This is a genomic window from Acinetobacter calcoaceticus, assembly GCF_900520355.1.
GTDB lineage: Bacteria > Pseudomonadota > Gammaproteobacteria > Pseudomonadales > Moraxellaceae > Acinetobacter > Acinetobacter calcoaceticus_C.
Genome location: NZ_LS999521.1, coordinates 2,575,725 through 2,598,602, shown reverse-complemented (window position 1 = coordinate 2,598,602; position 22,878 = coordinate 2,575,725). Strand labels below are relative to the sequence as shown.

At 34.2% G+C, this 22,878-nt stretch carries 28 protein-coding genes, 1 tRNA gene and 2 pseudogenes; 20 read left to right on the top strand and 11 right to left on the bottom strand.

Annotation, left to right across the window (positions count from 1 at the left end):
- Positions 1 to 282: 282 nt before the first annotated feature.
- Entirely contained in the window at positions 283 to 603 is a 321-nt protein-coding gene (locus AC2117_RS12495) for a hypothetical protein (RefSeq protein ID WP_133974485.1), read from the bottom strand.
- 428 nt (positions 604 to 1,031) lie between these two features.
- On the opposite strand from AC2117_RS12495, the pseudogene AC2117_RS18940 reads away from it, so the two are divergent.
- Positions 1,032 to 1,164: pseudogene (locus tag AC2117_RS18940) on the top strand (LysE family translocator); the annotation flags it as partial.
- A gap of 48 nt (positions 1,165 to 1,212) precedes the next feature.
- Positions 1,213 to 1,431, top strand: a complete 219-nt coding sequence (locus tag AC2117_RS12490; protein WP_133974483.1) for a hypothetical protein — start codon at positions 1,213 to 1,215, stop codon at positions 1,429 to 1,431.
- Positions 1,432 to 1,697: 266 nt separating this feature from the next.
- On the opposite strand, the gene xseB is transcribed toward AC2117_RS12490, so the two are convergent.
- Both xseB and xseA read right to left on the bottom strand, forming a co-directional pair.
- The gene (gene xseB, locus AC2117_RS12485; RefSeq protein ID WP_042897961.1) at positions 1,698 to 1,892 is read right to left on the bottom strand and encodes an exodeoxyribonuclease VII small subunit; all 195 of its coding nucleotides are present in this window, start codon (positions 1,890 to 1,892) and stop codon (positions 1,698 to 1,700) included.
- Positions 1,882 to 3,147 carry an exodeoxyribonuclease VII large subunit gene (xseA, locus tag AC2117_RS12480; protein WP_133974481.1) on the bottom strand — a complete coding sequence of 422 codons (1,266 nt, stop codon included), beginning with the start codon at positions 3,145 to 3,147 and terminating at the stop codon, positions 1,882 to 1,884. The genes xseB and xseA overlap by 11 nt, the downstream gene beginning before the upstream one ends.
- 255 nt (positions 3,148 to 3,402) lie before the next feature.
- On the opposite strand from xseA, the gene AC2117_RS12475 reads away from it, so the two are divergent.
- A tRNA-Met gene (locus AC2117_RS12475) sits at positions 3,403 to 3,479 on the top strand.
- Between the two features lie 173 nt (positions 3,480 to 3,652).
- Positions 3,653 to 3,886: a transposase gene (locus AC2117_RS12470; protein WP_133974479.1), complete on the top strand. Its 234-nt coding sequence runs from the start codon at positions 3,653 to 3,655 to the stop codon at positions 3,884 to 3,886.
- Between the two features lie 150 nt (positions 3,887 to 4,036).
- Here AC2117_RS12470 and AC2117_RS12465 read toward each other — a convergent pair whose 3' ends face one another.
- Positions 4,037 to 4,708 (bottom strand): XRE family transcriptional regulator, encoded by a 672-nt coding sequence (locus tag AC2117_RS12465; RefSeq protein WP_002119885.1) that lies wholly within the window; start codon positions 4,706 to 4,708, stop codon positions 4,037 to 4,039.
- A 673-nt stretch (positions 4,709 to 5,381) separates the two neighbouring features.
- Between AC2117_RS12465 and AC2117_RS12460 the strand changes: the two genes are divergently transcribed.
- The 3 genes from AC2117_RS12460 (at position 5,382) to AC2117_RS12450 (ending at position 6,809) form a co-directional block, all read left to right on the top strand.
- Complete coding sequence (locus tag AC2117_RS12460; protein ID WP_042897964.1) at positions 5,382 to 5,636, top strand: hypothetical protein; 255 nt, start codon at positions 5,382 to 5,384, stop codon at positions 5,634 to 5,636.
- A 207-nt stretch (positions 5,637 to 5,843) separates the two neighbouring features.
- Positions 5,844 to 6,233 (top strand): hypothetical protein, encoded by a 390-nt coding sequence (locus AC2117_RS12455; RefSeq protein ID WP_075431324.1) that lies wholly within the window; start codon positions 5,844 to 5,846, stop codon positions 6,231 to 6,233.
- Between the two features lie 30 nt (positions 6,234 to 6,263).
- Positions 6,264 to 6,809 carry a glycoside hydrolase family 108 protein gene (locus tag AC2117_RS12450; RefSeq protein ID WP_133974477.1) on the top strand — a complete coding sequence of 182 codons (546 nt, stop codon included), beginning with the start codon at positions 6,264 to 6,266 and terminating at the stop codon, positions 6,807 to 6,809.
- A 97-nt stretch (positions 6,810 to 6,906) separates the two neighbouring features.
- Here the strand turns inward: AC2117_RS12450 and AC2117_RS12445 are convergent, their stop codons facing one another.
- Entirely contained in the window at positions 6,907 to 7,524 is a 618-nt protein-coding gene (locus AC2117_RS12445; protein ID WP_056478811.1) for a LysE family translocator, read from the bottom strand.
- A 260-nt stretch (positions 7,525 to 7,784) separates the two neighbouring features.
- Between AC2117_RS12445 and AC2117_RS12440 the strand changes: the two genes are divergently transcribed.
- The 4 genes from AC2117_RS12440 (at position 7,785) to AC2117_RS12425 (ending at position 10,929) form a co-directional block, all read left to right on the top strand.
- The gene (locus AC2117_RS12440) at positions 7,785 to 8,717 is read left to right on the top strand and encodes a lauroyl acyltransferase (RefSeq protein WP_133974475.1); all 933 of its coding nucleotides are present in this window, start codon (positions 7,785 to 7,787) and stop codon (positions 8,715 to 8,717) included.
- A 342-nt stretch (positions 8,718 to 9,059) separates the two neighbouring features.
- Positions 9,060 to 9,275, top strand: a complete 216-nt coding sequence (locus AC2117_RS12435; protein ID WP_133974472.1) for a cold-shock protein — start codon at positions 9,060 to 9,062, stop codon at positions 9,273 to 9,275.
- A gap of 221 nt (positions 9,276 to 9,496) precedes the next feature.
- Positions 9,497 to 9,721 (top strand): hypothetical protein, encoded by a 225-nt coding sequence (locus AC2117_RS12430; protein WP_133976354.1) that lies wholly within the window; start codon positions 9,497 to 9,499, stop codon positions 9,719 to 9,721.
- Positions 9,722 to 10,119: 398 nt separating this feature from the next.
- Positions 10,120 to 10,929 carry a pyrroline-5-carboxylate reductase family protein gene (locus AC2117_RS12425; RefSeq protein ID WP_133974470.1) on the top strand — a complete coding sequence of 270 codons (810 nt, stop codon included), beginning with the start codon at positions 10,120 to 10,122 and terminating at the stop codon, positions 10,927 to 10,929.
- A gap of 18 nt (positions 10,930 to 10,947) precedes the next feature.
- Here the strand turns inward: AC2117_RS12425 and AC2117_RS12420 are convergent, their stop codons facing one another.
- From AC2117_RS12420 to AC2117_RS12410, 3 genes are all read right to left on the bottom strand, one after another.
- On the bottom strand, positions 10,948 to 11,064 hold the full coding sequence (locus AC2117_RS12420; protein ID WP_128814490.1) for a hypothetical protein: 117 nt from the start codon (positions 11,062 to 11,064) through the stop codon (positions 10,948 to 10,950).
- Positions 11,065 to 11,242: 178 nt separating this feature from the next.
- On the bottom strand, positions 11,243 to 11,728 hold the full coding sequence (locus tag AC2117_RS12415) for an Lrp/AsnC family transcriptional regulator (RefSeq protein WP_034677787.1): 486 nt from the start codon (positions 11,726 to 11,728) through the stop codon (positions 11,243 to 11,245).
- Between the two features lie 233 nt (positions 11,729 to 11,961).
- Positions 11,962 to 12,636: an HAD family hydrolase gene (locus AC2117_RS12410; protein WP_133974468.1), complete on the bottom strand. Its 675-nt coding sequence runs from the start codon at positions 12,634 to 12,636 to the stop codon at positions 11,962 to 11,964.
- Between the two features lie 197 nt (positions 12,637 to 12,833).
- On the opposite strand from AC2117_RS12410, the gene AC2117_RS12405 reads away from it, so the two are divergent.
- From AC2117_RS12405 to AC2117_RS12390, 4 genes are all read left to right on the top strand, one after another.
- Positions 12,834 to 13,601, top strand: coding sequence for a class I SAM-dependent methyltransferase (locus tag AC2117_RS12405; protein WP_133974466.1), 768 nt, complete (start codon positions 12,834 to 12,836; stop codon positions 13,599 to 13,601).
- Between the two features lie 282 nt (positions 13,602 to 13,883).
- A complete protein-coding gene (locus AC2117_RS12400) occupies positions 13,884 to 14,222 on the top strand; it encodes a hypothetical protein (protein WP_003652592.1) in 339 nt (112 codons plus the stop codon).
- A 244-nt stretch (positions 14,223 to 14,466) separates the two neighbouring features.
- Positions 14,467 to 15,096, top strand: a complete 630-nt coding sequence (locus AC2117_RS12395; protein ID WP_133976353.1) for a class I SAM-dependent methyltransferase — start codon at positions 14,467 to 14,469, stop codon at positions 15,094 to 15,096.
- 634 nt (positions 15,097 to 15,730) lie between these two features.
- The gene (locus AC2117_RS12390) at positions 15,731 to 16,285 is read left to right on the top strand and encodes a TetR/AcrR family transcriptional regulator (protein WP_133974463.1); all 555 of its coding nucleotides are present in this window, start codon (positions 15,731 to 15,733) and stop codon (positions 16,283 to 16,285) included.
- Between the two features lie 65 nt (positions 16,286 to 16,350).
- On the opposite strand, the gene AC2117_RS12385 is transcribed toward AC2117_RS12390, so the two are convergent.
- Both AC2117_RS12385 and AC2117_RS12380 read right to left on the bottom strand, forming a co-directional pair.
- On the bottom strand, positions 16,351 to 17,298 hold the full coding sequence (locus tag AC2117_RS12385) for a metal-dependent hydrolase (protein WP_133974461.1): 948 nt from the start codon (positions 17,296 to 17,298) through the stop codon (positions 16,351 to 16,353).
- Positions 17,299 to 17,581: 283 nt separating this feature from the next.
- The gene (locus AC2117_RS12380; RefSeq protein WP_042897977.1) at positions 17,582 to 17,815 is read right to left on the bottom strand and encodes a DUF2171 domain-containing protein; all 234 of its coding nucleotides are present in this window, start codon (positions 17,813 to 17,815) and stop codon (positions 17,582 to 17,584) included.
- A gap of 249 nt (positions 17,816 to 18,064) precedes the next feature.
- Here AC2117_RS12380 and AC2117_RS12375 point away from each other — a divergent pair, with 249 nt between their 5' ends.
- Genes AC2117_RS12375 through AC2117_RS12360 form a run of 4 tightly spaced genes read left to right on the top strand, consistent with a single transcriptional unit; the run spans position 18,065 to position 21,075 of the window.
- Positions 18,065 to 19,078, top strand: coding sequence for an acyl-CoA/acyl-ACP dehydrogenase (locus AC2117_RS12375; RefSeq protein ID WP_133974458.1), 1,014 nt, complete (start codon positions 18,065 to 18,067; stop codon positions 19,076 to 19,078).
- Entirely contained in the window at positions 19,066 to 19,860 is a 795-nt protein-coding gene (locus AC2117_RS12370) for a PIG-L deacetylase family protein (protein WP_133974456.1), read from the top strand. Before AC2117_RS12375 ends, AC2117_RS12370 begins: the two co-directional genes overlap by 13 nt.
- A complete protein-coding gene (locus tag AC2117_RS12365; RefSeq protein WP_133974453.1) occupies positions 19,835 to 20,434 on the top strand; it encodes a class I SAM-dependent methyltransferase in 600 nt (199 codons plus the stop codon). The genes AC2117_RS12370 and AC2117_RS12365 overlap by 26 nt, the downstream gene beginning before the upstream one ends.
- Entirely contained in the window at positions 20,431 to 21,075 is a 645-nt protein-coding gene (locus AC2117_RS12360) for a glycosyltransferase (protein ID WP_133974451.1), read from the top strand. Before AC2117_RS12365 ends, AC2117_RS12360 begins: the two co-directional genes overlap by 4 nt.
- A gap of 4 nt (positions 21,076 to 21,079) precedes the next feature.
- On the opposite strand, the pseudogene AC2117_RS19090 reads toward AC2117_RS12360, so the two are convergent.
- A pseudogene (locus AC2117_RS19090) lies at positions 21,080 to 21,208 on the bottom strand (hypothetical protein); the annotation flags it as partial.
- Positions 21,209 to 21,415: 207 nt separating this feature from the next.
- Between AC2117_RS19090 and AC2117_RS12355 the strand changes: the two are divergent.
- Complete coding sequence (locus AC2117_RS12355) at positions 21,416 to 22,663, top strand: mechanosensitive ion channel family protein (protein ID WP_133974448.1); 1,248 nt, start codon at positions 21,416 to 21,418, stop codon at positions 22,661 to 22,663.
- The last annotated feature ends 215 nt before the right edge of the window (positions 22,664 to 22,878 follow it).

The following is a 22,878-nucleotide window of genomic DNA, read 5'->3' as shown; positions in this document are numbered from 1 at the left end:
ATTTAAGGATTGTGTTAAATTTAATTGCATATAATACTTTTGGCTAATTTCTTATTGGGTGAATATTAGGCAAATTAGGAATGTGAACTTTAAAGGACACGAAATGGAAAACGTTAATCAATACGCTCACGGAGCTGAGCATGAAGTCCACATCCATTGCAAACGATCATTAAGCACATTAATACTCAGTATGTTTGTATTAATTACAACTGGTCGTTAAAAGAAAAAGCACCCGAGGGTGCTTTTTCTATATGCTTGCTCTAAATAGATATGTTTAAGAATCTAAAAACCACGGCGTTTTTTATAGGCTTTGCGGTCATAAGAAGGGATGTTGGATTGCTGGAGATCAATCGCCAGCTGTTTCTTGCGTTGAAACTGTACTTCGTTAAGAAGGGCAGTATAAATTTTGGGACGATCAGTTTTAAACTTTTCTACATCCAATGGAATCTTATCTTCATTCTTGACAACGTACAGGACAGAACCATTGGCATTCGTTTCGTAAACCGTCCAACCAACCCGTACAGTGTAAAGGCCAGTTTTTGGATTCTTTCCTAAGTAAGATTTAAAACCATCGGGATGTGGGCGAACATAAGCATTCATCATGCATCCTCCATCATTTGATTTATTTGATGAAAGCGACAATCAATGAATTGATGGGGAGTGAGACATCATATTCAGTAAAATCACGATTTCTAGTTGTTTATATATTGTTCAATTTTGAAATTTCAAGTGAGGGAAAAACTATTATTTATTAAGTCATATAAGTTCAAAATATTAAAAGTAACAGCTAATTCTTTGAGTAAAAAATTCTCAAATTAATTTGGTATGATTTAGAAGAAATAGTTCATTATTTTGTATTTCTGTGATCGATTTTGCATATTCAAAATGATTGAAATCGTAAGTGAATTTATGGTCAATTTAAGTTAATTGTTTGCTTTTAAAATAAAAAATTTAATTTCAATACTTCTTGTTACAACCATTTTATCGACAATAGATGCTCCTTTTTGACATATTTCGTCTAGCATAATTAAATTGCTTTTGGAACTGTATTCATTTCAAACAAAGTAACTTGGTTAAACCAACGTAATTTACAATGTACGGATGCATTTATTTTAAATTTTCTTTGCTATGCTAATCGGCTATTCAGCGATTAGCTTATTTTAAATTTAACCCATTATTCATATTAAAAAATTTAATTTTTAGGAGATTTTTATGAAAAGATTAAAAGTAATTATTAAGGACCAGTTTAACCAAGAAACGATTGCTTTGGCAAAAGTTCGGCCTATGAATGACCACGCCCTTGAGCTTCATAAAAGTGTTGAACATATTGAAATTGATGATGACATTATTTTACCCAATATGGATTTGCTATATGAAAACCCTAAAAACGGGAAAATTTATCAATTGATTGGAGCATTCAGTGAGGAATAGCCCTTAAAGCATATTTGAAAATAACCAAAAGTAGAATGGGTATTTAGGATGATTTTAATCGAAGGACTTTTAGTTAAGAAGTGCTGAAAATAAAGTCAAACTAACGTAATAGACACAATTAAAATATTGAAGATCCCAAAGAGTTGTGGGACCATGCTTTTTGTGAAAGTGTGACCTAATCCACACTTTTGCATTTCAGGACTAAGTGGTTTTCACTAAGCCCATTCCTTCAATGAGAAGTAGGAATGGGCTTTTTCTATTGCATTTTATTCTTTAAATGTTTCATCTAAAGCTTGTTGAACAGCTTCTATACGTGATTTACAAGCTTTATAAGCAGTAATTGATTCTTCAACAATTTTCATTAAATTATCAATATCGGGACTTTCTTGAGACTCTAATAATTCGGCATTTTTTTTCAAAACGTCATGGCCGTCCTTGAATGTTAACTCTTCATTTTTCATTTGGAATTACCTGTGTAATGTTGGCTTCAATCACACCATCTTGCATTTCAATGGCAATGGCGGGGTTTGAAATTTGATGTATAGAGCGAATTGCTTTTCCTTCTGATCTAACAATTGCATAGCCTTTGGCTTGAACCTGTTTCGGATTTTGTAAAAGGATTTCTTTCATTAAAGATTCGATTTGGGCTAATGAAAATTTAACTTGTTGCTGTGAACTAAACTGAATACGTTCTTTTATCTGATCTAGCAGGTGATGTGCTGAATTAAGTTGACCTTGGGCCGAAGATTTAATGTGCTGAAGTAGCTGATCATTCTTACTTTGATAAGTCGTGATTTGATGTTGTGAAAGAAGCTTAATCGTTTGCAGACTATCAACCGCTTCTTGTACGCGTTCAACAATATGGTTACGAATACCAGCAATCACTTTACTTGGCGTATCGAATGAACGATGGGCAATTTCATCAAGAATGGTACGGTCTTTTTCATGACCAATGCCAACCCATATGGGTACAGTGCGTTTGCAGAGTAGGGCTGCAAGTTCATAATCATTCAAATACGCCAAATCATTCACCGATCCACCACCACGAATAATTACAATGAGGTCAGGCGGAAATTTAAATGTGCTGGCCCATTGTCTTAAACCTGTACCTAAAGACTCGATTAAGCTGGTTGCGGCTGTATTTCCTTGAAAAGTAGCTGTGTGATAGACAAAATGGCAAACACCATTTCTTTCTAACGCATCCGCATCTTTTTTAAAGTCACCAAGTCCCGCAGCATTTTGAGGGGCAATGACTAAAACATTTTGAATATCAAAAGGAGTAGGGAGAAATTTGTTCTTGTGAATTAAACCTTCTTGAGTGAGTCGTTCAATAATTTGCCGATAACGTTTAGCAATTTCGCCTAAGGTAAAACTTGAATCGATCTCTTCAATATTGACTGAAAATCCATATTGGGGATCAAAACGTGCTCGAATTTTTATGAGAACATTTAAGTCACTTGAAATCTCAATACCAGTTTCACGCTCAAACTTTAAAACGATTTTACTTGCCGAAAATTTCCAGATCGTGGCCTTACAACTTGCAATGACCTTATCAGTATCTGCATCTTTTTCTGCCAGCTCTAAATAGTAATGACCTCCTTTAATATTTAAATTTCGAATCTCTGCTTTTACCCAAACTGGCTCATCAAAGGCCAGACGTATAACTTCCTGAACTGTGCCGAGATATTCACTAAGGGAAAACTGAGGTTCAGTCATATGAAATAAAAATTAGAGGAATAAACTAGATAGTATAAAAAGCAACCCACCCAAGGCAATTGTTGTCTGTGAATTTAGGGTTCTGTTTAAAATAAATACAACAATTCAAAAGTTTAATTTTAAATTTAGCTTGTTTATCACTCGTTAATTCAAAAGATAAAATTAATTAAAAAAGATAAAACTGATGAATTACAACAGATTAAAAAAAAGGGTTTGCTTTATAAAATATATGGGCGTATAAAGCTTACTTCCAATTGCGGGGTGGAGCAGTCTGGTAGCTCGTCGGGCTCATAACCCGAAGGTCGTTGGTTCAAATCCGACCCCCGCAACCAAAATATTATGCTCTGTGATGTACCACTTTTCATAATGCGAAAATTATGAAAAGCATTAGCTTATAAATAACCCTATATCAAGCTAAATATTAAATTCTAGACTGACTGTCCATACCTTAAATCTAGCGTTCTAATTAAATACCGTCAAATCACATGAGCTCAGTGATGAGTGAATGATTGTGAATATAGTAAATGAGTGGCTAATTGCCACAGCCGTAAATGGCAATGAGATTAATGTGAGGATTGTTCCTCATGTGCGTAAGCAAAACTCTCTCGATGGATATCGTTGGGTCGAAGTTGGTAAGAAAATTCAACTTCAAACAGGTGAAGAAATCGAGTTAAACCAAGATGGTAAAAGCTTTTATGCTGGATTTAATCAGCTTTATCGTTTAGCTACGTATTGTTGATAAAAATGTTTAGTTCTAAAGCTAAAAACCTATCTCTTTTAAAGGAGATAGGTTTTTTTTATCTATATGGGTTATAAATAATTAAAATTATAAAAAAGAGAAATATATAAAATCGATAGAATTATTATTTTAATTATATTTATAGCTAAACTAACCTGCTCGCCAGAATTGACGGCCCATAACCTTAAAATTCTTTCCATTTTCTTCGGTTACACGTCGGTCTCTAAATTTCTCATTTAAACTATGCAAAATTAAAGAGCCATCTGCTTCTTTGAAAATTTGCTTAATCATTCCTTCGCCTGCAAAGTAAACCGCATAAATCTCGCCATCAATCACTTCAGTCTGAGAGATATCAATGCCGACTAAATCTCCATCTTTAATGTAGTCTGTCATGCTATCGCCTTTAGCTTTAATAATACGCATGCATTCTTGAGCAACCCGTTTTTCTTTAAAAAATGAGGCCGGAAAAGGAATTTTTCCATTAATTGCATCGAAGTGAAACTCGATGGACTCACCTGTACCACAAGAGAAATTAGCCTCTACAACTTCGATCCAGACATATTGATCGGTGGATTCAGCACTCACAACAGTAGGGCTAAATACATCACTTTCTCTAAAAGAATCCTCTGTATTTCCAGTGGTTAACCAATACCCGTCCACACCTAAAAATTGGGCAATTAATGGAAGAAAAGCAGATTTCAAATTTTTCCCTGACTCTAAAGCTTGATAGGCAGGCTGAGACATTTTTACTGCTTCTGCCACTTCCGCCTGAGTTTTTTTCGCTTTAATTCTAGAGTCTTTTAAACGGTCTTTAAGAGCCATAATGGTCACACCAGCAAACTTATAACAAATATATAACTAAAGTTATATCGAGTAAAACAACTATAGTTATTGACTAATAACAACTATAGTTATAATATCAGTTATATCTTAAGATGAATAGATAAAGTTTAAATAGTATTTTAAGTCTCTATTTATAGGCTTATCAACGTGTTGAGATGAAAGCTAAGTTTATTTTGTTTCTATAGGCGGCAAAATAAAAGGGAGATAGCTCAATTAGTATGTGTAGATAGGCTATCAAAACAAAAATTGGAATAAAAAAAGCCCGATTCCGTGGATCAGGCTTAATGTTCGTCGATAAAGGGTATCAAGAACATGAAGAATTTAACAAAGATTTTGAGTCGTAACAAAAGTTTCCGATATACGGCAAAGCCTTATTTGAACTTTTTGGTCAAAAATTAAAGTTCGAAAAAAGCTTAAATTTAAGAACTTTAATACTTTTTTACAATTTCAAAAAAGGAAATATTTATTTTTAAATTAAAGCCTTAAATGCATATTGTTTGGTTCTATATGTTTGTTGTATCAGATGAAACGTTTCGAACACAAAATTGTAGCTATGACTTAGATATATTGCTCAAAGAATAGATCGAAACTTCAAGAATAACAAACGATAAAGATGCCTTACTAAACGAGTAAGTTGAGTTGGAGATAGTGAATGACTACAGCAATGCAGAACAGAGCTAAACAACTTAAAAATGCAAAACGTGGAGGGTATGTCCCAACAATTGCAAAAGATATAAACAAATATAAGGTACAAAAAATAAAAAGGGCACTTGAAGAGGCGAAGCAAATTGCAAGTGAGCTTGAAGATGAAGCGTTCGAATTCGATGATCAAGTCTCGATGCAAAAAGCGATAGGTGCAATCACCGTAATTGAGTTGATTGAACAAGCCTTAAACAGTGCACACTAACCCGCTTTAGCACACAAACATTCTTTCTTGGGTCCTGAAATTAAACGGGTCAAGGTAAGTTCGTCTTGCAATTTAGCACCGCTTTAAAGTGTTAGTGTTTTTTATTGACTGTAATAAAGAAAACTAAGGGTATTTAAAAACTGAAAAACAACAAGTTGGTTATGGTGATGGATTTTTAAGTTTTACCCTTTAAAGCAGGACAAGATTATGACAACAGTTCCAACAAGTGGATTAGCCACATTTTTAAATTTTTATAGCATTGCAATTATGGTGGCCTTAGCAGTCAGCTTAGTTGTCGCAGTTGTGTTGATGATGCGTTTCCCTCGCTCACCGCAAGAATGGATTGTTGGGCTGATATGTACAGTGGTTTCAAGCTTAACAGGCGGCTCATTTATTATCATGAAATGGAATTTACATGAATGGGTATTAGATATTTGGGGAATGATCACACTATGTGGATTCTTCTTCATTTGCGGTTTGCCTGGTTGGGCCATTGTGAGATGGATATTTAATTTCATCAATAAACAAGAAGGTAAAACAATTGTAGAAGTCATGAAAGACTTAAAAAAAGCGAAAGATGATCTGCAAAATAGCTAAAAACAGTTTCAATTATATGGGTAAAATAAAATGAATATTGACCAGTACCTAGACGCCATCATAAACAGAGAAGGTGGATATGTTAACCATCCATCAGACCATGGACTTGCCACTAAATTTGGCATTACAGAAGCAGTCGCTCGATCACAAGGCTATCAAGGTGATATGCAAGATTTACCAATAGCTGTGGCTAAATCTATTTATAAAAAACAATATTGGTTTGAACCCCAATTTGACCAGATCAATGAGATTAGCCCGACTATTGCAGAAGAGTTATTTGATACGGGCATAAATTGTGGCGTCAATTTTGCAAAACCTTTGTTACAACGTGCTTTAAATCTGCTAAATAAACAGGGAAAGGAAGGCTGGCTCAATCTTGCGTTAGATGGTCAGTATGGGCCTCTCACTTTTCAAGCGCTTACGACGTATTTGAACAAGCGTCATAAAGACGGAGAAAAGGTATTGGTACGTGTTTTAAATATTATGCAAGGGCAGCACTATATCGAAATTACAGAGAAGAACCCAAATTATGAAGACTTCTTTTATGGTTGGATTTTAAACAGAGTGTCGTTATAAAAATTGTAATTAGATAAAAATATGCTGAATCATCGAAATGCTTTAAAAGTCTAAACATGAGTTAAGGCTTTTAAAGCATTATTCTTAAAATAATGATTTATTGTACGATGAGTAAAATTGCAAGAAGAAAGAAAATAGCCCCACTGATTTTATTGAGTATAGAAAAGTTATTTCCAGCCAACATCTTTTCTTTAAAAATTGAAGAGAAATTTGCATAAACCAAATGAATTAAAAAACCAATTAAACAAAAGGTTAAAGATAGAACTAAAAACTGATTTAAAATTTCTTTCTTGATATCAATAAATTGAGGGAAAAGAGCGATAAAAAATACGATTGTTTTAGGATTAAGCAAAGATGCGAGTAAGCCTTGATAAAATAGTTTCGATTTACTTACATTTTTATCGCTTTGCTGATCAGTAATTAAATCTTGCGATGGAATTTTTTTACTGAAGTTTTTATATCCGAGATACATCAAATAAAATGCACCAATAAATTTTAAAACCGTAAAAATAGTAGGGTTACTCGTAATAATAAGACCTACACCGCTGGCGGAAATTACAGCAATTACAAACATACCAATAATTAAGCCGCTAATACCGAATAAAGCGGTTTTAACACCATAATTGATTGAGTTTGTGACAGTAAATAAAACACCGGGGCCGGGGCTTAATAAGGTAAGAAATGCAATTGTTATAAAAACTAAAAGACCGCTCACGCTGATATATCCTATTTATCACTTGAGACAAGATTATGTGATTACTTTAAATGAGAAAATACTTTATGTATACAGAAGGTTAAGTATATTTTTTAAAGTTATACCTAGCAAAAATAAATAGGGACGCTATTGATTAAAAATAAAGAGTGAAATAAATAGATAATCTATTTAAAAGCATAGCAGTTATTGCAACATAAACATACAACCCTGATAAGTAGGCATGTTAGTATGCTAAGTCTATACCTCAAGAAATGTACAGTATGACGATAAAAGAACGGCAGTTTAAATCTGGCGAATTTCGGTTTTCCTTTTTATCGTTTAAATATTGGGGTCTATGGGTTTTAGCTTTTGTTTTAATGTTATTTGCGATGTTACCGTGGGCTATTCAATGGCGTCTTGCCGATTTTCTTTCAAAAATAGCGTGGAAATCTTTAAGTTCAAGAAGAAAAACAACAATACGTAATTTAGAAGCATGCTTTCCTGAAAAAACACCTATGCAAATTGAAGTGAAAGCCAAACAGGTTTTTGTTGATACTTTAACGGGTGTATTTGAGGCTTTAAATGCTTGGTATAGTCCAAACTGGTTTAAAAACCGTGTTCACATAGATGGATTAGAGAATTTAACCAACAATCAGGAAAATGGCGTACTTTTACTAGGCACTCATAGCACCCTTTTAGATGCAGGCGGAGCCGCTTGTACCTTGTTTTTTAACATGGACGTAGTTTACCGACCTCAAAACAATCCCTTTTTAGATTTTCTGATTCATCGTAGCCGTGCAAGAGTGTATAAAAACCAGATTGCTCGAGACAACATGCGTGGACTTATCCAAAACCTCAAACATGGCCATGCAATATGGTATAGCCCAGATCAAGATTTTGGCTTAAAACAAGGTGTAATGGCATCATTTTTTGGAGTGCAGGCGGCTACCGTCACAGCCCACCGCAGACTCATGGATATCTCAAAAGCGGCAGCAGTACCTTTGTACTTTTACAGAAGTGGCGATATCAGAAACCCTCAATATCATGTTCTCTTAGAACCTAAATTAGAAAATTTCCCGAGTGGATGTGAAGTGAGCGATGCTGAAAGAGTCAATAAAATTATTGAGAATCAAATTCGTATCGCTCCTACGCAATACATGTGGTTCCATCGACGTTTTAAGACGCGCCCAGCTGGTGAAAAGAAATTTTATTGATGGTCTTGTGGGGAAATAGCAGAAGTACTTCTTTCGATTAAAATGAAACAAAATTTGACTTTTAATTGAAAGGAATCTTAATTAAATCAATATGAAAGACCAAGGAAGAGAAGTATATAATTTTTCTTTCTTTAATTATTTTGAATATCGATTGCAAATGTTTTTGAAGTGTGTATTATCGAGAATAACTAACAAAATATTCTAGTCATCATAAATTTCTATTTGCGCAGTTTTATTTATAATCCTTCGGTTTTTCAGTTATTTAAGTTTTGACGTCTATTTTTTAGTTAAATTGGTTTCACCAATAATAAGTTATAATATTTTAAGAGTTAGGATTAACATATGTCTACTAGTACTGGTACAGTAAAATGGTTCAATGAAACTAAAGGTTTTGGTTTTATTGTGACTGATGAAGGTAAAGATATTTTTGCTCATTTTACTGATATTCAAACACAAGGTTTTAAAGTTTTAATGGAAGGTCAACGTGTTGAGTTTACCGTAGTTCAGGGTAAAAAAGGCCCCCAAGCTTCAAACATTGTGATTCTTCAAAATTCATAATTAAATAAAATGCATGAATATTTTTAAATAAAGTATTTAAATAAATTTTATTTAAAAAGTATCGCATTTTAGCAGAGTTTAAAAACCCACTTTACTTTTGTGGGTTTTTTATAAATTTTAATTAAAATTATATTTAAAATAAAAAGAAGTGAAAATAATAGTTTTAAAAATGCTTCTATATTTTATGTTATAATATGAACAATTAGGTGCGTAGTATTAAAATGGATATTTGTATTGGTGGTATTTTTGACGGTCAAAAAGTAGAAAACGATAAAAATTATTTTAAAGTGGAAGACCATTATTCTGATAATAGTTCTAAATATATTAAACAACACTTTCATTTATTTGGAAAACTTTTTACTTTTTGGGTTTGTGATGACCTAGACTTGGAGCAAGCAACCAGAAAGGCAGAGCGAATTTTAACGAAGAAAAAAGAAAATATTTAGTTAAAAAAATAAATTACCTTTATATTGTCTGTTAATTTAAAGGTTTTCTTATTTAATATAAGCTATTTTCTTAGAAATTTAATTGAAATATTTTTAACAAGAAAAGTTAAGATCTTGAACGTAAATAATTTTGTTTTTAATATATAAAATAGTATTTACAATATTTTAGTATTAGTTACACACTTTAACAATTTGTATGTGGAATTCGCTAAATATAGTTATACATTAGACTTAAGTTGAAGCTGTTTTATTTATTGAGTAAATAAAACAAAACTCACTTTAATGTCATTTATTGGAGTGGTTTTTTATTAATTCGGTCATCTTTAATTCAATATTTATAATTAAACTATAGATAATATTCATTGTTGTAGCCTCCCTTAGAAAGGAAAACATTTTAAATGTTAAATGAAGTACAACCTAATATTTGCTTTATTGGCAGTAGTAATTTAGCTTTAGCTTTAATAGGAGGAATGATTTTAAAAGGATTTAAAAAAGAAAAGATACACTTGATTGAAGAGAAAAAAATTAATGATACAAATGCATTGAAGCAAAGAGAAGATGGTTTAAAAAAAGCTGACATTGTTGTGTTGTTATTAGATCCAAAACAATTAAAAGAGACACTTGCACCGTTTAAAAAATGGTTAGCAAATAAAATTATTGTTTCTATGATGGCAGGGATTGATATTGAAAACTTATCCCGTTTTACGGGTTCGAAAAAAATCGTTCGTGTGATTTCAAATCCACCTGTGCTTACGCATACAGGTACTCACGTGCTCATTGCTTCACAGCAAATGGACCAGCTTGATAAAGACTTAATTGAAACGTTGTACTCTGCAACAGGCCAGACTTTTTGGGCACCGTCTGAAACACAAACTGATGCCATCATTGCGTTATCTGGTTCAGGGCCAGCTTACTTTTTTTATATTTTAGATAGCATGATTAAGACAGGTGTTTCATTAGGGCTCGACAAACAATTTGCCTTAGATCTCGCACTTCAAGCAGCGACTGGAGCAGTTGAAATGATTCGTAAAAGCAATGTTGCTCCTGCGGATTTATGTGGAAAGGTCACTTTAGCTAACGGAATTACCGAATCTGCTTTACGAATGTTTGAATTAGGAAATGTATCTGATGATATACGTTTAGCCATGAAGGCCGCATACCATCGTAGTAAAGAAATTACTTCAGAAATTATTTCTGAGGTTCGTTAATACATTCTGTGGAGAAAACTAGCCTTTTAAAAAGTATTCCCAAATAATATAACCTAAACCAAACCCTATAAAAGAGTAGAGAGTAATAATAAAGAATACAAAACTGGCCTTATTTTTTTTCTTCAAAATGTTCATGGCGATGCCTCCAATTCAGATTAATTTTATTATGGAGATGAGGAGGCTGTAATCATAGATACAGAATTTTTTAAAAAAAATATAACAGACCCTTAATCTATTATGGTCTAAGCCGCTTAGCTTAATAAAAATTTTAGAATCAATAACTTAAGTTAATATGCTATAGGCGTTACGTCTTTTATTCAATTAACATTAAATCAGCTGTATTGGCAGACTTAAGAGGGCGTAGGGCAAAGGTTGAGCGTGTGTGGCGAATTCCTTTAATCGAATAAAGTTTTTTCCGTAAAAAACGTTCGTAATGTTCCGCATCTTTTACTGCTACTTTGACCAAATAATCATAGTCACCTGTAACCAGATGAGCTTCTACGACTTCTGGGATATCTGCTAATGCTTCGCTGAAATTTTCCAGCATTTCATCGTCATGACGCTCTAAAGTAATTTCAATAAAGAATACTTCATGAATACCAATCGCTTTGGGGTTTACGTTTACCGTATATCCTTCAATAATTTTTAAAGTTTCCAGACGTTTTAGTCGTGTCCAGCATGGTGAAGATGAAAGACCGACTTCTTCTGCTAATTGAGCAACGGTTAAACGACCATTACCACGTAATGCAGATAAAATTTTCCGATCTATACGATCTAGTGTGTATTCTGTTCTGTTCAAAATATAAACCAAAGAAGAATCTTCTGATAAAATTAAATATACTTTATTTTTATGCTGTGAACATTTAAAAATATTAAAAAATACAGGAAACATTTTGAGCTAAAGGTACATACACTATTTCTATGCATCGAACCTTTCTGGATAAGGGTGGTGATGGAGCAAAGAGCACTGTTTCAGTAAGGGTGACTAAACAGTGCTCTTTGCGAATTTCTTATAAGTTCTTAAATATATTTTTAAAGAATAATATTTTCCAATTTGTTAATTGCTGTTTCTAGCTGATCATAATGGTGAATTTTTTTATCTGCTAAAGGAGAGCCGAGGGAAGGGTCAGGGTGAAAAAAGATCGTTTTCATTCCGGCTTTGTGAGCACCTTCAATATCGGCTTTCGGATTATCACCTACAAAGATACATTCATTAGGAATAGAGTCCAGTTCTTTACACGCATGCTCAAATATTCGTATATCTGGTTTTCGTAAGCCTAGGGCCTCTGAAACAATAATTGTAGAAAAAAACTCTTTGAGACCCAGTGCATAAAAGTTGTTTTCTTGAAAAGGGGATTTTCCATTAGAAATTAAGCCTAATTTATATCCTTTGTCATAAAGTTTTTGAATTGTTTCGGGAACTCTTTCAAATGACGAGGAAAACTTATTAAAGTCATTAACGTAGGATTCAAGTAAGGTCTCGACGTTAAAATTTTTGATATTAAAATCTTCAACTAATTGGGAATAAACCAAATCTTTCCAGACATTTCCATTATTATCTAATTCGATAAATCGGGCGATAAAGTGTTGCTTATTTTTCTGTGAAACCAATTGAAAAAAGTTTACTTGCCATTCAATAAATTTTTTAAGTGATGTATTTCTGTCAAGTAGGGTCTGATCTAAATCAAATAAAATGGCTTTTGGCATGTTCTGTTTTTATAAAATTTTTAGATAAAACTAGTATAGCTGTCTCTTGAATCTAAGGATTTTAAAATTTTGTGTTTACTGTGTATTAAAACAAATTAAATAATAACTTTTATTTATCAATTGAAGAAAAACTAATCATTATTTTTTATCTAACTTTTCCTTTATGGTGATTTCATTGCAAAGAAGGAAGCAAGGTTATGATCACCCAGCACGATATAAATCAAAAACAATATCAAAATAAATCTCTCGACTATTTGAATAGCCAAGCTCATTCTGAAGGAATTGAATTTAATAAATTTATTAATGAAATTCGGAAAATTGAAAAGGCTGTAGTCTTAGATTTAGGTTGTGGTGGTGGTCATGTCTCTTATAATGTTGCTCCCCATGCAGACCTTGTTTTTGCTTACGATTTATCTCATGAAATGTTAGATACAGTGTCTAAGGCGGCTAGCCAGCGAAAATTAAAAAACATCTTTGTGCAGCAGGGTATTGCTGAAGATATGCCTTTTAGTGACCAGCAGTTTGATGTAGTGATTAGTCGATATTCTGCTCATCACTGGCAGCATGTTCCGACGGCCATGAAGGAAGTAAACCGTGTTCTTAAACCTGATGGTATTGTTATTTTTGTAGATATTATTAGTTCTAGTTCTCCTATATTAGATACGTTTTTACAGACGATCGAAACGATTCGAGACCCGAGTCATGTACGAAACTATAGTGTGAAAGAGTGGGTCTATTTTATCGAAGATGCTGGCTTTGACTTAGTCGGCCTAGATAAACAAACACTTTCGTTAGACTTTGATAGTTGGGTAAAGCGTATGAAAACCCCTGAAGATCAAATCAAAACTTTGCGCTATTTGCAGGAAGGTTCATCTGACCTCGTTAAGAAATATTTCAAAATTCAAAATGACGGTAGCTTTGAAAGCCATGTGGGTTATTTTGTCTTTAAGAAATTAGGGTTTTAAGTGGTGTAATAAGTAAGGGTTTTAGTAGATAAGAAATGAATTAAATGCCACTAGAACTCTTTTCTTAAATAGCTTGGATTATATTAAAGATAGGTATAAAACAAATCTAATATCATTTATTTGATAAAACGTAATCACACAATTTTTATAAGGTGATTAAATATTCAAAAGAGAAAGAGATTTATTTAATTTTCTTTTTATTAATAGACACTTATAAGTAATTATTATTTAATACGCCCGCAACATTACCACTAATACTTTTAATAACTTGTCGGGGAAATAATGCGTAATATTTTAGTAACGGTTTTCACTTTATTGGTAGGAACATCAATTCATGCTAGTCAAGAACCTAAAAGCCTTCTAGGGCAAACACACTGCGAGAAAGCAGTGGAACTACATGGTTTTTTAAGCCGCGCTCAACTTGATTGTAACTATCACTATTATTCTGAAGAGTTAAAGGATGCTGCAGCAAAATGTACTAAACATGAGCTAGGCGATAAATACGGTAGAGAAGTCATGAAATTTGGTATGAAGCAATTTGAAGAGCGTAAGAAAGAAGATACAAAAGGTCAATTATGTAGTAGGGTTTTAAAAGAATTTCCAAACTATATTAAAAAATAAAATAAGGTTTTAAAAACCTCTTCTAGCAAGCCGATAAAATGGATTTAATTGTTCATTTTATCGGTGTATCACCGTATATAATTCGCTAATTAAACCAGAAAACAAGCCTTAAGAAGCTGCCCAATACCACATTGACACTTAAAATCTCTTTTAAATGAATAGAACTGAAGAACTAATAGAGATATATTTTAAAAGGTATATTCATTTTTTAATACTAAAAAAGCTATTAGAAGGGCGTAAAATTATGACTATAAAGGAAGTTGCAAGTCCAATTGACCTAAGAAAAGCGGCTGATGCTTTAGAGTGGGCTGAAGAAGTAAATGTGAAACGCCCTTGGAGATATGAATTTTTTAGTATGTATGTGACTGAAATTAAGTCACTTAATCTCAAAAAACCTAAGATTCTTGAGATAGGTGCTGGTCCTGGTTATCTGGCAAAAATTCTATTAGAAAATATAGAGTCTCTGGAATATACAGCTTTAGATTTTTCTGAAGCTATGCATGAGTTGTCCAGAAAAAACTTAGGATCATTTGCGAGTAAAGCCAACTACTTAACTGCCAATTTTAAAGATTCTGGTTGGTACAACGTATGCCAACACGAAACTTTCGATGTGGTCATCATTCACCAAGCTTTACATGAGTTAAGGCATAAAGATTTTGCTAAAGAGTTTCATATCGAAGTTAGAAATCATCTCTTAAATACAAATTCTTTATATATAGTGACGGACCATATAGTCAAAAATGAAGAAGGTATGAAAAATAAAGACTTATATATGACTATTGATGAGCATATAAATACATTTTCTTTAGCTGGTTTTAAGAGTGTTGAATTATTAAAAGAAAAGAATGCATTATGTTCTTTCAAAGTTTCTTAAGCTGCTTTCAATAATTATTCTATTTTATAAACCAAAGCTTCTGTATTGGGTTAATAAATCCTTTTACTAAAATTTTTTTAAAGCTTTATTTCTATCCAATATCACATTGACACCTAAAACCCCTCCGATTATGCTTTGCGTGCTGGCCTACATTGCCAGTCAGCTTTTGACAGAGTTGGTACAAAAGGCGCACAACAACGTTTCGTTTTGTGCGTTCTCTTAAGTCACGCCTTTATGGTGAGGCTAGGAGGGGCACGCTTGCGTGCGCTGGTTTCCTTTTGTACCAGTCTGTCAACCCTTCTAGTCTTGCCACCATTATTTGACAGTAATTGGTAAGACTCTTCTAAATCAAAAGGAGTCCGCTATGCGTACTAATTCGTCTCATTTATTGGTCTTTGCCAAACTCTCTCTATCTATACCGCCCAACTGGTCTTTAAAACGGTTTAACCGACTCTAGGTTTTTTACAACCTTAGCTCGTTACGACTAAAAAATCATAGCAACAATAAAACCTGAGATAGCTTAGGGCACATTTTTGTGCTGCTTTTGCATGCCTGTTTTTAGCACTCATTTTAAGAGTGATGGCATTTCTATCTTATTTACATACAACAAAAAATTATTTTAAGCGGTATTTCTATGCCAAATTTAGAATCTTCATTTAGAGCGCTACGAGTGCTTCACGCAGCTAAAGACTTATTTAATCAATATGGTTTTCATCAGGTCGGTGTCGACCGAATTATTGCTGAAGCCAAAGTCGCCAAGGCTACTTTTTATAATGATTTTCACTCAAAAGCACGACTCATCGAGATGTGTCTCACTTTTCAAAAAGACGCGCTAAAAGACAAGGTGTTTTCAATTTCTAATTCTTACCGTGAAAAAATGGTGCTTGATAAACTCAAGGAGATTTATTTTCTACATGCAGACTTAAATGGTTTTTATCATTTGCCATTTAAGGCAATTTTTGAAATTGAAAAGCTTTATCCTGTTGCCTATAAAATCGTGGTTGATTATCGAAATTGGTTAATTAGCGAAATATATAAACTGCTTTTGACCTTAAAAATGACGGCTTCAATCCAAGACGCTTACATGTTTTTATTTATGATTGATGGGGCAATGGTTCAGCTTTTAGGTGAAAATGGCGTAGATGAAAGCGCACGACTGTTGGATTATTTCTTTTTAAACTTTGTCTAATTGCTAGAACTTAATTAAGAAAAAGCCTCCAATGAAGGAGGCTTTTTCTTTGAAAGAATAAGCGTTTAGCTTAATGTTGCAGGTTGTGTAGGCTGCTGTGCCATTTGCTCAAAATATTGAACCGCAGGTGAACGAGCCATATAAGCCAAAGCTTGTTCAGTGTCACCTTCATGGATTGGATTAAATTTTGGAGAAACCCATCGTAAGGTCGCTTTCCACAAATATTTAATGGTTGGAAGGTTATCTGACTGCGTTGCCGTTTTTTCAAATTCACGAATGAAATTAAAGAAACCACGACGCATCAATTTTTGAATATCTTTGTGCTCTAAATCTTGCTTGCCTAGGCTACGAGCAAAATCGGCAAGGAAAAAAATAAACAGTGGGAAAACAGCCGCCATAATGACTTGGCGCGACACATAAAAACCAAACTTGTTTGTTAATAGGTGCTCAAATAAATCGTAGGCAACACAGCGATGTTCAACTTCTTCTGCAAGATGCCAACGGAATAAATCAGCCATGGCAGGGTCGGCATTATCCCAAGACTTACTGTCGAGTGTCCACTGTCCAATAGTTCCAGTAAAGTGCTCAATTGCGGCAATAACACCTACTCGAAAAAGTAACCAATATTCTTCAAGTTTCTCGCCTTTTACAAGTGGTAGACCAAAGGGTTTATCGCCCAATAAAATGTTAAAAACAAAATGGGCACGGTTGAGCGGGTCTTGAATGTCATAGCCATTTTCACGTAGAAAATCTTGAGCTTTTTCATGGGCACGTGCATGTGCCGCTTCTTGACGAACAAAGCCAATTACTTCTTGTTTTAATGTTTGATCGGTAATGAAGGGAAGGGTTTTATTAAACACACGGCAAAACCAAAATTCACCAGCCGGCAAAAGCATATTAATACCATTTGCTACGTGTGAGCATAGCGGATCATTCGGCATCCAACATACAGATGACTCTGCAAAATCAAAATATACTTTTCGAGCTTTAAGCTGGTGGTTCCCTGTAATCATCTACGTCACCCTATTCATAATTGTTAATTTAATGTGAATGGACAATTTTTAGCATTAAGTAAAATTGATCACCATGTGAGTAAAGGACAAAAACAACCAACAATAGGCTTATAGAGATAAAAAAGGTCTAAATTAGAAGTTTGATCAATAAAAAAGGCTCCCTTACTAAAAGGAGCCTTCATTTTTTGTCAGTTAAGCTTTAAAGTTTTTAAGCCTATTTATTTTTTAAGCTGAAACTCTTTATTATAAAGTTCACGGTAATTCACTTATCGTGCTTAAAAGTCTAGATTGCTTGCCACTGATCTTTAACTTCTTCTGAATTTTTATTGAGTATGACTTGGTTTTCTTTGACTTCCCCAATCCATCCAGTAGGAATAAGGTGATGTTGGCCGCTTTCGTCTCGAGTCAGCTTTAATTGATTTTCACCATCGAGATGGTCAACTGTTCCTACTTTAGTACCACATGAAGCAATAACATCTGCGTGTTTTTTAATATCATTAATATTTAAAGTATTCATTTTGGACCTCTTCTTTACAAATAGAAAAACGGTAGAAACTAAGTTACTTGAAATAATCGGCTAAATGTTGGGTTTTTAATAATCCTTACATGACGGGTTTATAAGTTCACCTAATAAGTGCATTTGAATAACAATGAAATAATTAGATATAAATCTAATAATATTTATCTTTTTATTACAATTTATGTGTTTATTTAAACAGTTGGGTTCAGATAGGGTTAATTTAATACTTGTAAATAATTAATCGTAATGAATAGCAAAATACCTATAAACATGACGATATTGAGTATGTTGAGTGAATTTGAATATGCGTTAGCTGAAGATAAAAGTAAGCAGCATCTAAATTTACTCTATCACTTGGTAAAATCAGCAGAGAATTTACCTTATCCTGCTTCCGGACAAACTTATCAACGTTGGCAGCTTTTTGCTCAGATTGCAGGTTTTGATTTAAGTCTAGCTAAACTGTTTGAATCACATTGTGATGCTCTAAGTATTTTAAACGAATTAGGTTACCAAGCTGAAATAGATAATCAGATTTGGGCGGTTTGGGCAGCAGACGGTGGACCAGCGCCTTTGCAAATAAAAGATAATCTTTGTAATGGCATAAAACCTTGGTGCTCTGGGGCGGAATTTATTCAAAAAGCTTTAATAAGTTATAAAGATAACGAAGGACAATCACAGCTTTGTATTGTGGATTTAAATCATTCATCAATTCGTGCCGATTTAAGCCAATGGCATGCAGTAGGGATGCACGCTACGCAGACAGCCAGAGTCACTTTTGAAAATACGCCGGTTAAACCCATCGGTCAGCCTAACGCTTATTTAGAGCGTCCGGGGTTTTGGCATGGCGCTGCTGGGGTGGCGGCTTGTTGGTATGGTGCCGCCGTTCGTTTAGCGGTTTTTTTACAACAGAGTTGTCAGGTAAATCCAAATGCATTTAAAAAAATGTATTTAGGTGAATTAACTCAGCAGTTAGAAATCACTAAACAATATTTTCAATATGTCTCGGTTCTGATTGATAAACAGCCCATGTTAAGTCATGAGCGAGAAGTGCGTATATTACGTGCGCAAACGGAGCAATGTTGTCAGAAAGCCATTGAACTGGTCGGAAAAGCATTAGGCGCTCGACCTTTTTGTGAGCAATCTACTTTTGCAAATTTGATGGCTGATTTGCCTGTATTCATTCGGCAAAGTCATGCAGCTTTTGATTATGAACAGATTGCGGAACTTTGTTTGCCGGAGGAAAGTTTATGGGAACTTTAAATCATCCTCTTGTAGAAGACCGTATGATTTCGGGCGAAGGAACACCGAAAGAGAAGTGGCTACAGGCATTTGAAGAGCATCCCTTAGATTCTCTTAATCTTGAGTCATTGCACTTTAAAAGAGTGGTGATTGTAGCTCCACATCCAGATGATGAAATTCTGGGTTGTGGGGGATTAATGCAGCAACTCATGGCGCAGAATTGCAAAATTATTATTTTAGCAGTCAGTAATGGAACACAAAGTCATCCTGATTCTAATAAATATAGTCCAGATGAGCTCAATATTCTTCGACCACAAGAAAGTTTGGCTGCTTTGAAGTGTTTAGGTGTTTCAGAAGCTGTCGAGAGAATTGAACTCAATTTATTAGATGGGCAGATACATTGCCAGACTACACAACTTTGGCAGGGCTTAAGCAGAATAGTTCAAGCAGAGGATATCCTCATTTGTAGCTATGCATTTGATGGTCACCCAGACCATGAAGCCGTGGGGAAAATAGTACAAGCTTTTGCAGAAGATCGGCAGTTAGTGTGTTTACACGTCTTAATCTGGGCGTGGCATTGGGCTATGCCTTTAGATCCGAGAATTGATTGGCATCGAGCAAAAGCTTATAAGCTGACAGAAGAACAATTAGCAAAAAAACATGAAGCAATATTGCAGTTTAAAACCCAAATTGAAGTAGATCAAAGCACGGGAAAGGCTGCAATTTTATCTCCAAATACAATTAGCCGTTTATTAATGCCTTATGAGGTTTATCTGAGTGATTCATTCTCGCGTCTATTTTGAGGAGTTGTATCGTAATAATAATGATCCATGGGGCTATGATTATCATTGGTATGAAGCTCGCAAAAGACAAATTTGTCTTGCATTATTAACACGACCACACTATCAAAAAGTTTTAGAAGTCGGCTGTTCAAATGGGCATTTGAGTGTTCATTTAGCTCAACGTGCTGCCCAGCTTTTATGCCTAGACGTTTCTGATTATGCTGTTCAACTTGCCTCTCAACGTTTGCAGGCATTTGAACATGTGGTTGTTGAAAATAGAAAAATACCAGAAGAATATTTAGTTCAAAAATTCGATCTGATTCTTATTAGTGAAGTGGCTTATTATTTATCCGAAGCCGAATTACATCAGTTTATAGAAAAATTAAAGCATAGTTTAAATGTCGATGGGGAAATTCTTTGCTGCCACTGGCGCCATGAAATTAAAGACTTTGAATTAAATGCTCAGCAAGTACATCAAAGCTTTCAACAACATTTTCCATTTCATCATTATTTAAGTTTAAACGATCCAGATTTCATGGTTGATCTTTGGACAGTGAACTCATCTTCATTAGCACAGCAGGAAGAGCTAAGATGAAAATAGGCGTTGTCGTCCCAGCTCATAATGAAGAGCAATATTTATCAGCCTGTCTACACTCCATTCACGTTGCCAGAGAAAACGTGAGTAATTATCAAGTGGAAGTTGTTGTTGTACTTGATAATTGTACAGATCAATCATGGTCCGTGGTACAAAGCCATCAGGTTAATTGGATTGAGTGTCACTATGCTTGTGTTGGAAAGGCGAGAGATGTGGGTATTCGTCATTTAATTGAACGCGGAGTGACCTGGATTGCATGCACAGATGCAGATAGTGTAGTAAGTCCTGATTGGTTGCTATATCAAATTCAACATCAACCCACAGATGCAATTTGCGGTACGGTGAGTCTAGATGATTTAAGTCATTTATCCATGATCAAGCAGCAGAAATATTTAGCGCATTATCAAGATCAAATGAATCATCAGCATATTCATGGGGCAAACTTAAGTTTCAGTGCGGAGGTTTATCTTGACGTGGGTGGTTTTGAGCCTATTTCGTGTCACGAAGATATTTCTTTAATTGAGAAATTTAAAAGAAAATCTAGGAGTATTACGTGGAGTAATTTAGTACGAGTAACAACAAGTAGCAGATTAAACGGACGCACTCCAGAGGGGCTATCGTACTTTTTAAACAATCTGTAAGAGGTCAAAGCATGATTTGACCTAATATAGAAATATTTTTTAAATTTTTAGAGTCATATTTAATATTAATTATTTTACCTACTTTGTATTTGTTATGATCTTTCTTACGGATGATCACTTTTAGATTTTCAGTCTTTATCCATAAAATAAAAAATGTTATCGCCGTAAATAAATGGCGGTAGACCTGAATAACTCAAATGAGCGAAAAACAGGAATACAGTCAATGAAGCCAAGTATATAACCTACTTGTTGTATTTGTGACTACATATGTAAATAACTCTTATTATAAATTCACTTAACGCCTAAAATTCTCGAAAATAAAGTTTTAAGGGGTAGAAGATTGGATTTTTTAAGTTTTTTTCGTGAATTAAAAGTTGAATTAAGCCATTATCCATGGCTTGAGATGTTGGTTTCACTCACGATTTTGATTTTATTTGCAGCAATGGCAAATTTTATTGCTAAACGGATTATTGTTCGGGGCGTTCGGCACTTAATTACAAAACTCAAATCACCAAATCAATCTATTTTTGCTCAACATAGTGTCATAAAGAAATTTGCCAATATTGTGCCGGCCGTTGTCATTATGAACGGTATTGCAACCGTTCCACATCTAACGCAGAAGGTTATTTCTTTTGTAGAAATGGGGGCGCAGGCATTTATTTTTCTGACACTCGCGCTTACAGTCAGTGAGCTGTTAAATATCTTCAATCTTATTTATCAGCGGAATCCGAAATCTAGAAACAAGCCGATTAAAGGTTACTTACAACTTGTTAAATTAATTTTATTTGTCGTTTGTGGCCTGATGATTTTAGGAACATTTCTTAAAAAGGATGTGTTCACTTTACTTGCAGGTTTTGGTGCGATGGCAGCGGTATTAATGCTCGTTTTCCAAAATACCATTCTATCTTTGGTTGCCAGTGTGCAAATTGCATCTTATGACATGGTTCGTATTGGTGACTGGATTGAGATGCCTTCACTGAATGCAGATGGTGATGTAATTGATATTTCTTTACACACGGTGACTGTTCAAAATTTTGATAAAACGTACACCACTATTCCCACCAATAAGCTGGTTACCGATACTTTTAAAAACTGGCGAGGCATGAGTAATTCTGGCTGCCGTCGAATGAAACGTTCACTCTTTCTAGATCAAAGTAGTGTTCATTTTATGACTGATGAAGAACAACAAAAACTCAAAGAATTTTTATTATTAGACCAATATCTTGATGCAAAGAATTCTGAAATTGAAGAGTTTAATAAGCAGTTAAGTAATCAGTCACGCTATAACAAACGCCGTTTAACCAACATTGGCACATTTAGAGCGTATGTTGAATTTTACTTGCGCCAGCATAAAGGTATTGCACAAAATCAAACCATTATGGTTCGCCAATTACAGCCTACTAGCCAAGGTTTGCCTTTAGAAATTTATGCATTTAGCAATACAACTGCATGGGTTGCTTATGAAGCAATTCAGTCAGACATTTTTGATCATTTAATTGCGATTCTTCCTGAATTTGGTTTACGTGTTTACCAAGCACCTTCAGGTCATGATTTGCAAAGATTAACAGCAGAGATTAATCCAACTTAATTTTTGGTAGAGATGCTCACACTGAGCCTACTTCCATAAAAAGCTCCCAGATGGGGGCTTTTTTTAATTTATATTCTTGCCGCAGTTTTAAGCCTGATTATTTATTTTTCAAATGTGATTTGGGGTTTTGACTATTCTGACACCGGAATTGTCCTTTAAAGATATTAACAAGTTCCTTTTTAGAACTTAGTGTGTAGTTATCTTGAGGAAGAGAA

Bases quoted from the DNA above. Each gene is read 5' to 3' on its own strand.
- AC2117_RS12370 (WP_133974456.1), top strand. From the start codon at position 19,066: ATGGGAACTTTAAATCATCCTCTTGTAGAAGACCGTATGATTTCGGGC.
- AC2117_RS12400 (WP_003652592.1), top strand. From the start codon at position 13,884: ATGCGTAATATTTTAGTAACGGTTTTCACTTTATTGGTAGGAACATCA.
- AC2117_RS12375 (WP_133974458.1), top strand. From the start codon at position 18,065: ATGAATAGCAAAATACCTATAAACATGACGATATTGAGTATGTTGAGT.
- AC2117_RS12470 (WP_133974479.1), top strand. From the start codon at position 3,653: ATGATTGTGAATATAGTAAATGAGTGGCTAATTGCCACAGCCGTAAAT.
- AC2117_RS12390 (WP_133974463.1), top strand. From the start codon at position 15,731: ATGCCAAATTTAGAATCTTCATTTAGAGCGCTACGAGTGCTTCACGCA.
- xseB (WP_042897961.1), bottom strand. From the start codon at position 1,892: ATGAAAAATGAAGAGTTAACATTCAAGGACGGCCATGACGTTTTGAAA.
- AC2117_RS12435 (WP_133974472.1), top strand. From the start codon at position 9,060: ATGTCTACTAGTACTGGTACAGTAAAATGGTTCAATGAAACTAAAGGT.
- AC2117_RS12455 (WP_075431324.1), top strand. From the start codon at position 5,844: ATGACAACAGTTCCAACAAGTGGATTAGCCACATTTTTAAATTTTTAT.
- AC2117_RS12405 (WP_133974466.1), top strand. From the start codon at position 12,834: ATGATCACCCAGCACGATATAAATCAAAAACAATATCAAAATAAATCT.
- AC2117_RS12380 (WP_042897977.1), bottom strand. From the start codon at position 17,815: ATGAATACTTTAAATATTAATGATATTAAAAAACACGCAGATGTTATT.
- AC2117_RS12420 (WP_128814490.1), bottom strand. From the start codon at position 11,064: ATGAACATTTTGAAGAAAAAAAATAAGGCCAGTTTTGTATTCTTTATT.
- xseA (WP_133974481.1), bottom strand. From the start codon at position 3,147: ATGACTGAACCTCAGTTTTCCCTTAGTGAATATCTCGGCACAGTTCAG.
- AC2117_RS12430 (WP_133976354.1), top strand. From the start codon at position 9,497: ATGGATATTTGTATTGGTGGTATTTTTGACGGTCAAAAAGTAGAAAAC.
- AC2117_RS12360 (WP_133974451.1), top strand. From the start codon at position 20,431: ATGAAAATAGGCGTTGTCGTCCCAGCTCATAATGAAGAGCAATATTTA.
- AC2117_RS12410 (WP_133974468.1), bottom strand. From the start codon at position 12,636: ATGCCAAAAGCCATTTTATTTGATTTAGATCAGACCCTACTTGACAGA.
- AC2117_RS12465 (WP_002119885.1), bottom strand. From the start codon at position 4,708: ATGGCTCTTAAAGACCGTTTAAAAGACTCTAGAATTAAAGCGAAAAAA.
- AC2117_RS12440 (WP_133974475.1), top strand. From the start codon at position 7,785: ATGACGATAAAAGAACGGCAGTTTAAATCTGGCGAATTTCGGTTTTCC.
- AC2117_RS12395 (WP_133976353.1), top strand. From the start codon at position 14,467: ATGACTATAAAGGAAGTTGCAAGTCCAATTGACCTAAGAAAAGCGGCT.
- AC2117_RS12490 (WP_133974483.1), top strand. From the start codon at position 1,213: ATGAAAAGATTAAAAGTAATTATTAAGGACCAGTTTAACCAAGAAACG.
- AC2117_RS12385 (WP_133974461.1), bottom strand. From the start codon at position 17,298: ATGATTACAGGGAACCACCAGCTTAAAGCTCGAAAAGTATATTTTGAT.
- AC2117_RS12425 (WP_133974470.1), top strand. From the start codon at position 10,120: ATGTTAAATGAAGTACAACCTAATATTTGCTTTATTGGCAGTAGTAAT.
- AC2117_RS12495 (WP_133974485.1), bottom strand. From the start codon at position 603: ATGATGAATGCTTATGTTCGCCCACATCCCGATGGTTTTAAATCTTAC.
- AC2117_RS12460 (WP_042897964.1), top strand. From the start codon at position 5,382: ATGACTACAGCAATGCAGAACAGAGCTAAACAACTTAAAAATGCAAAA.
- AC2117_RS12450 (WP_133974477.1), top strand. From the start codon at position 6,264: ATGAATATTGACCAGTACCTAGACGCCATCATAAACAGAGAAGGTGGA.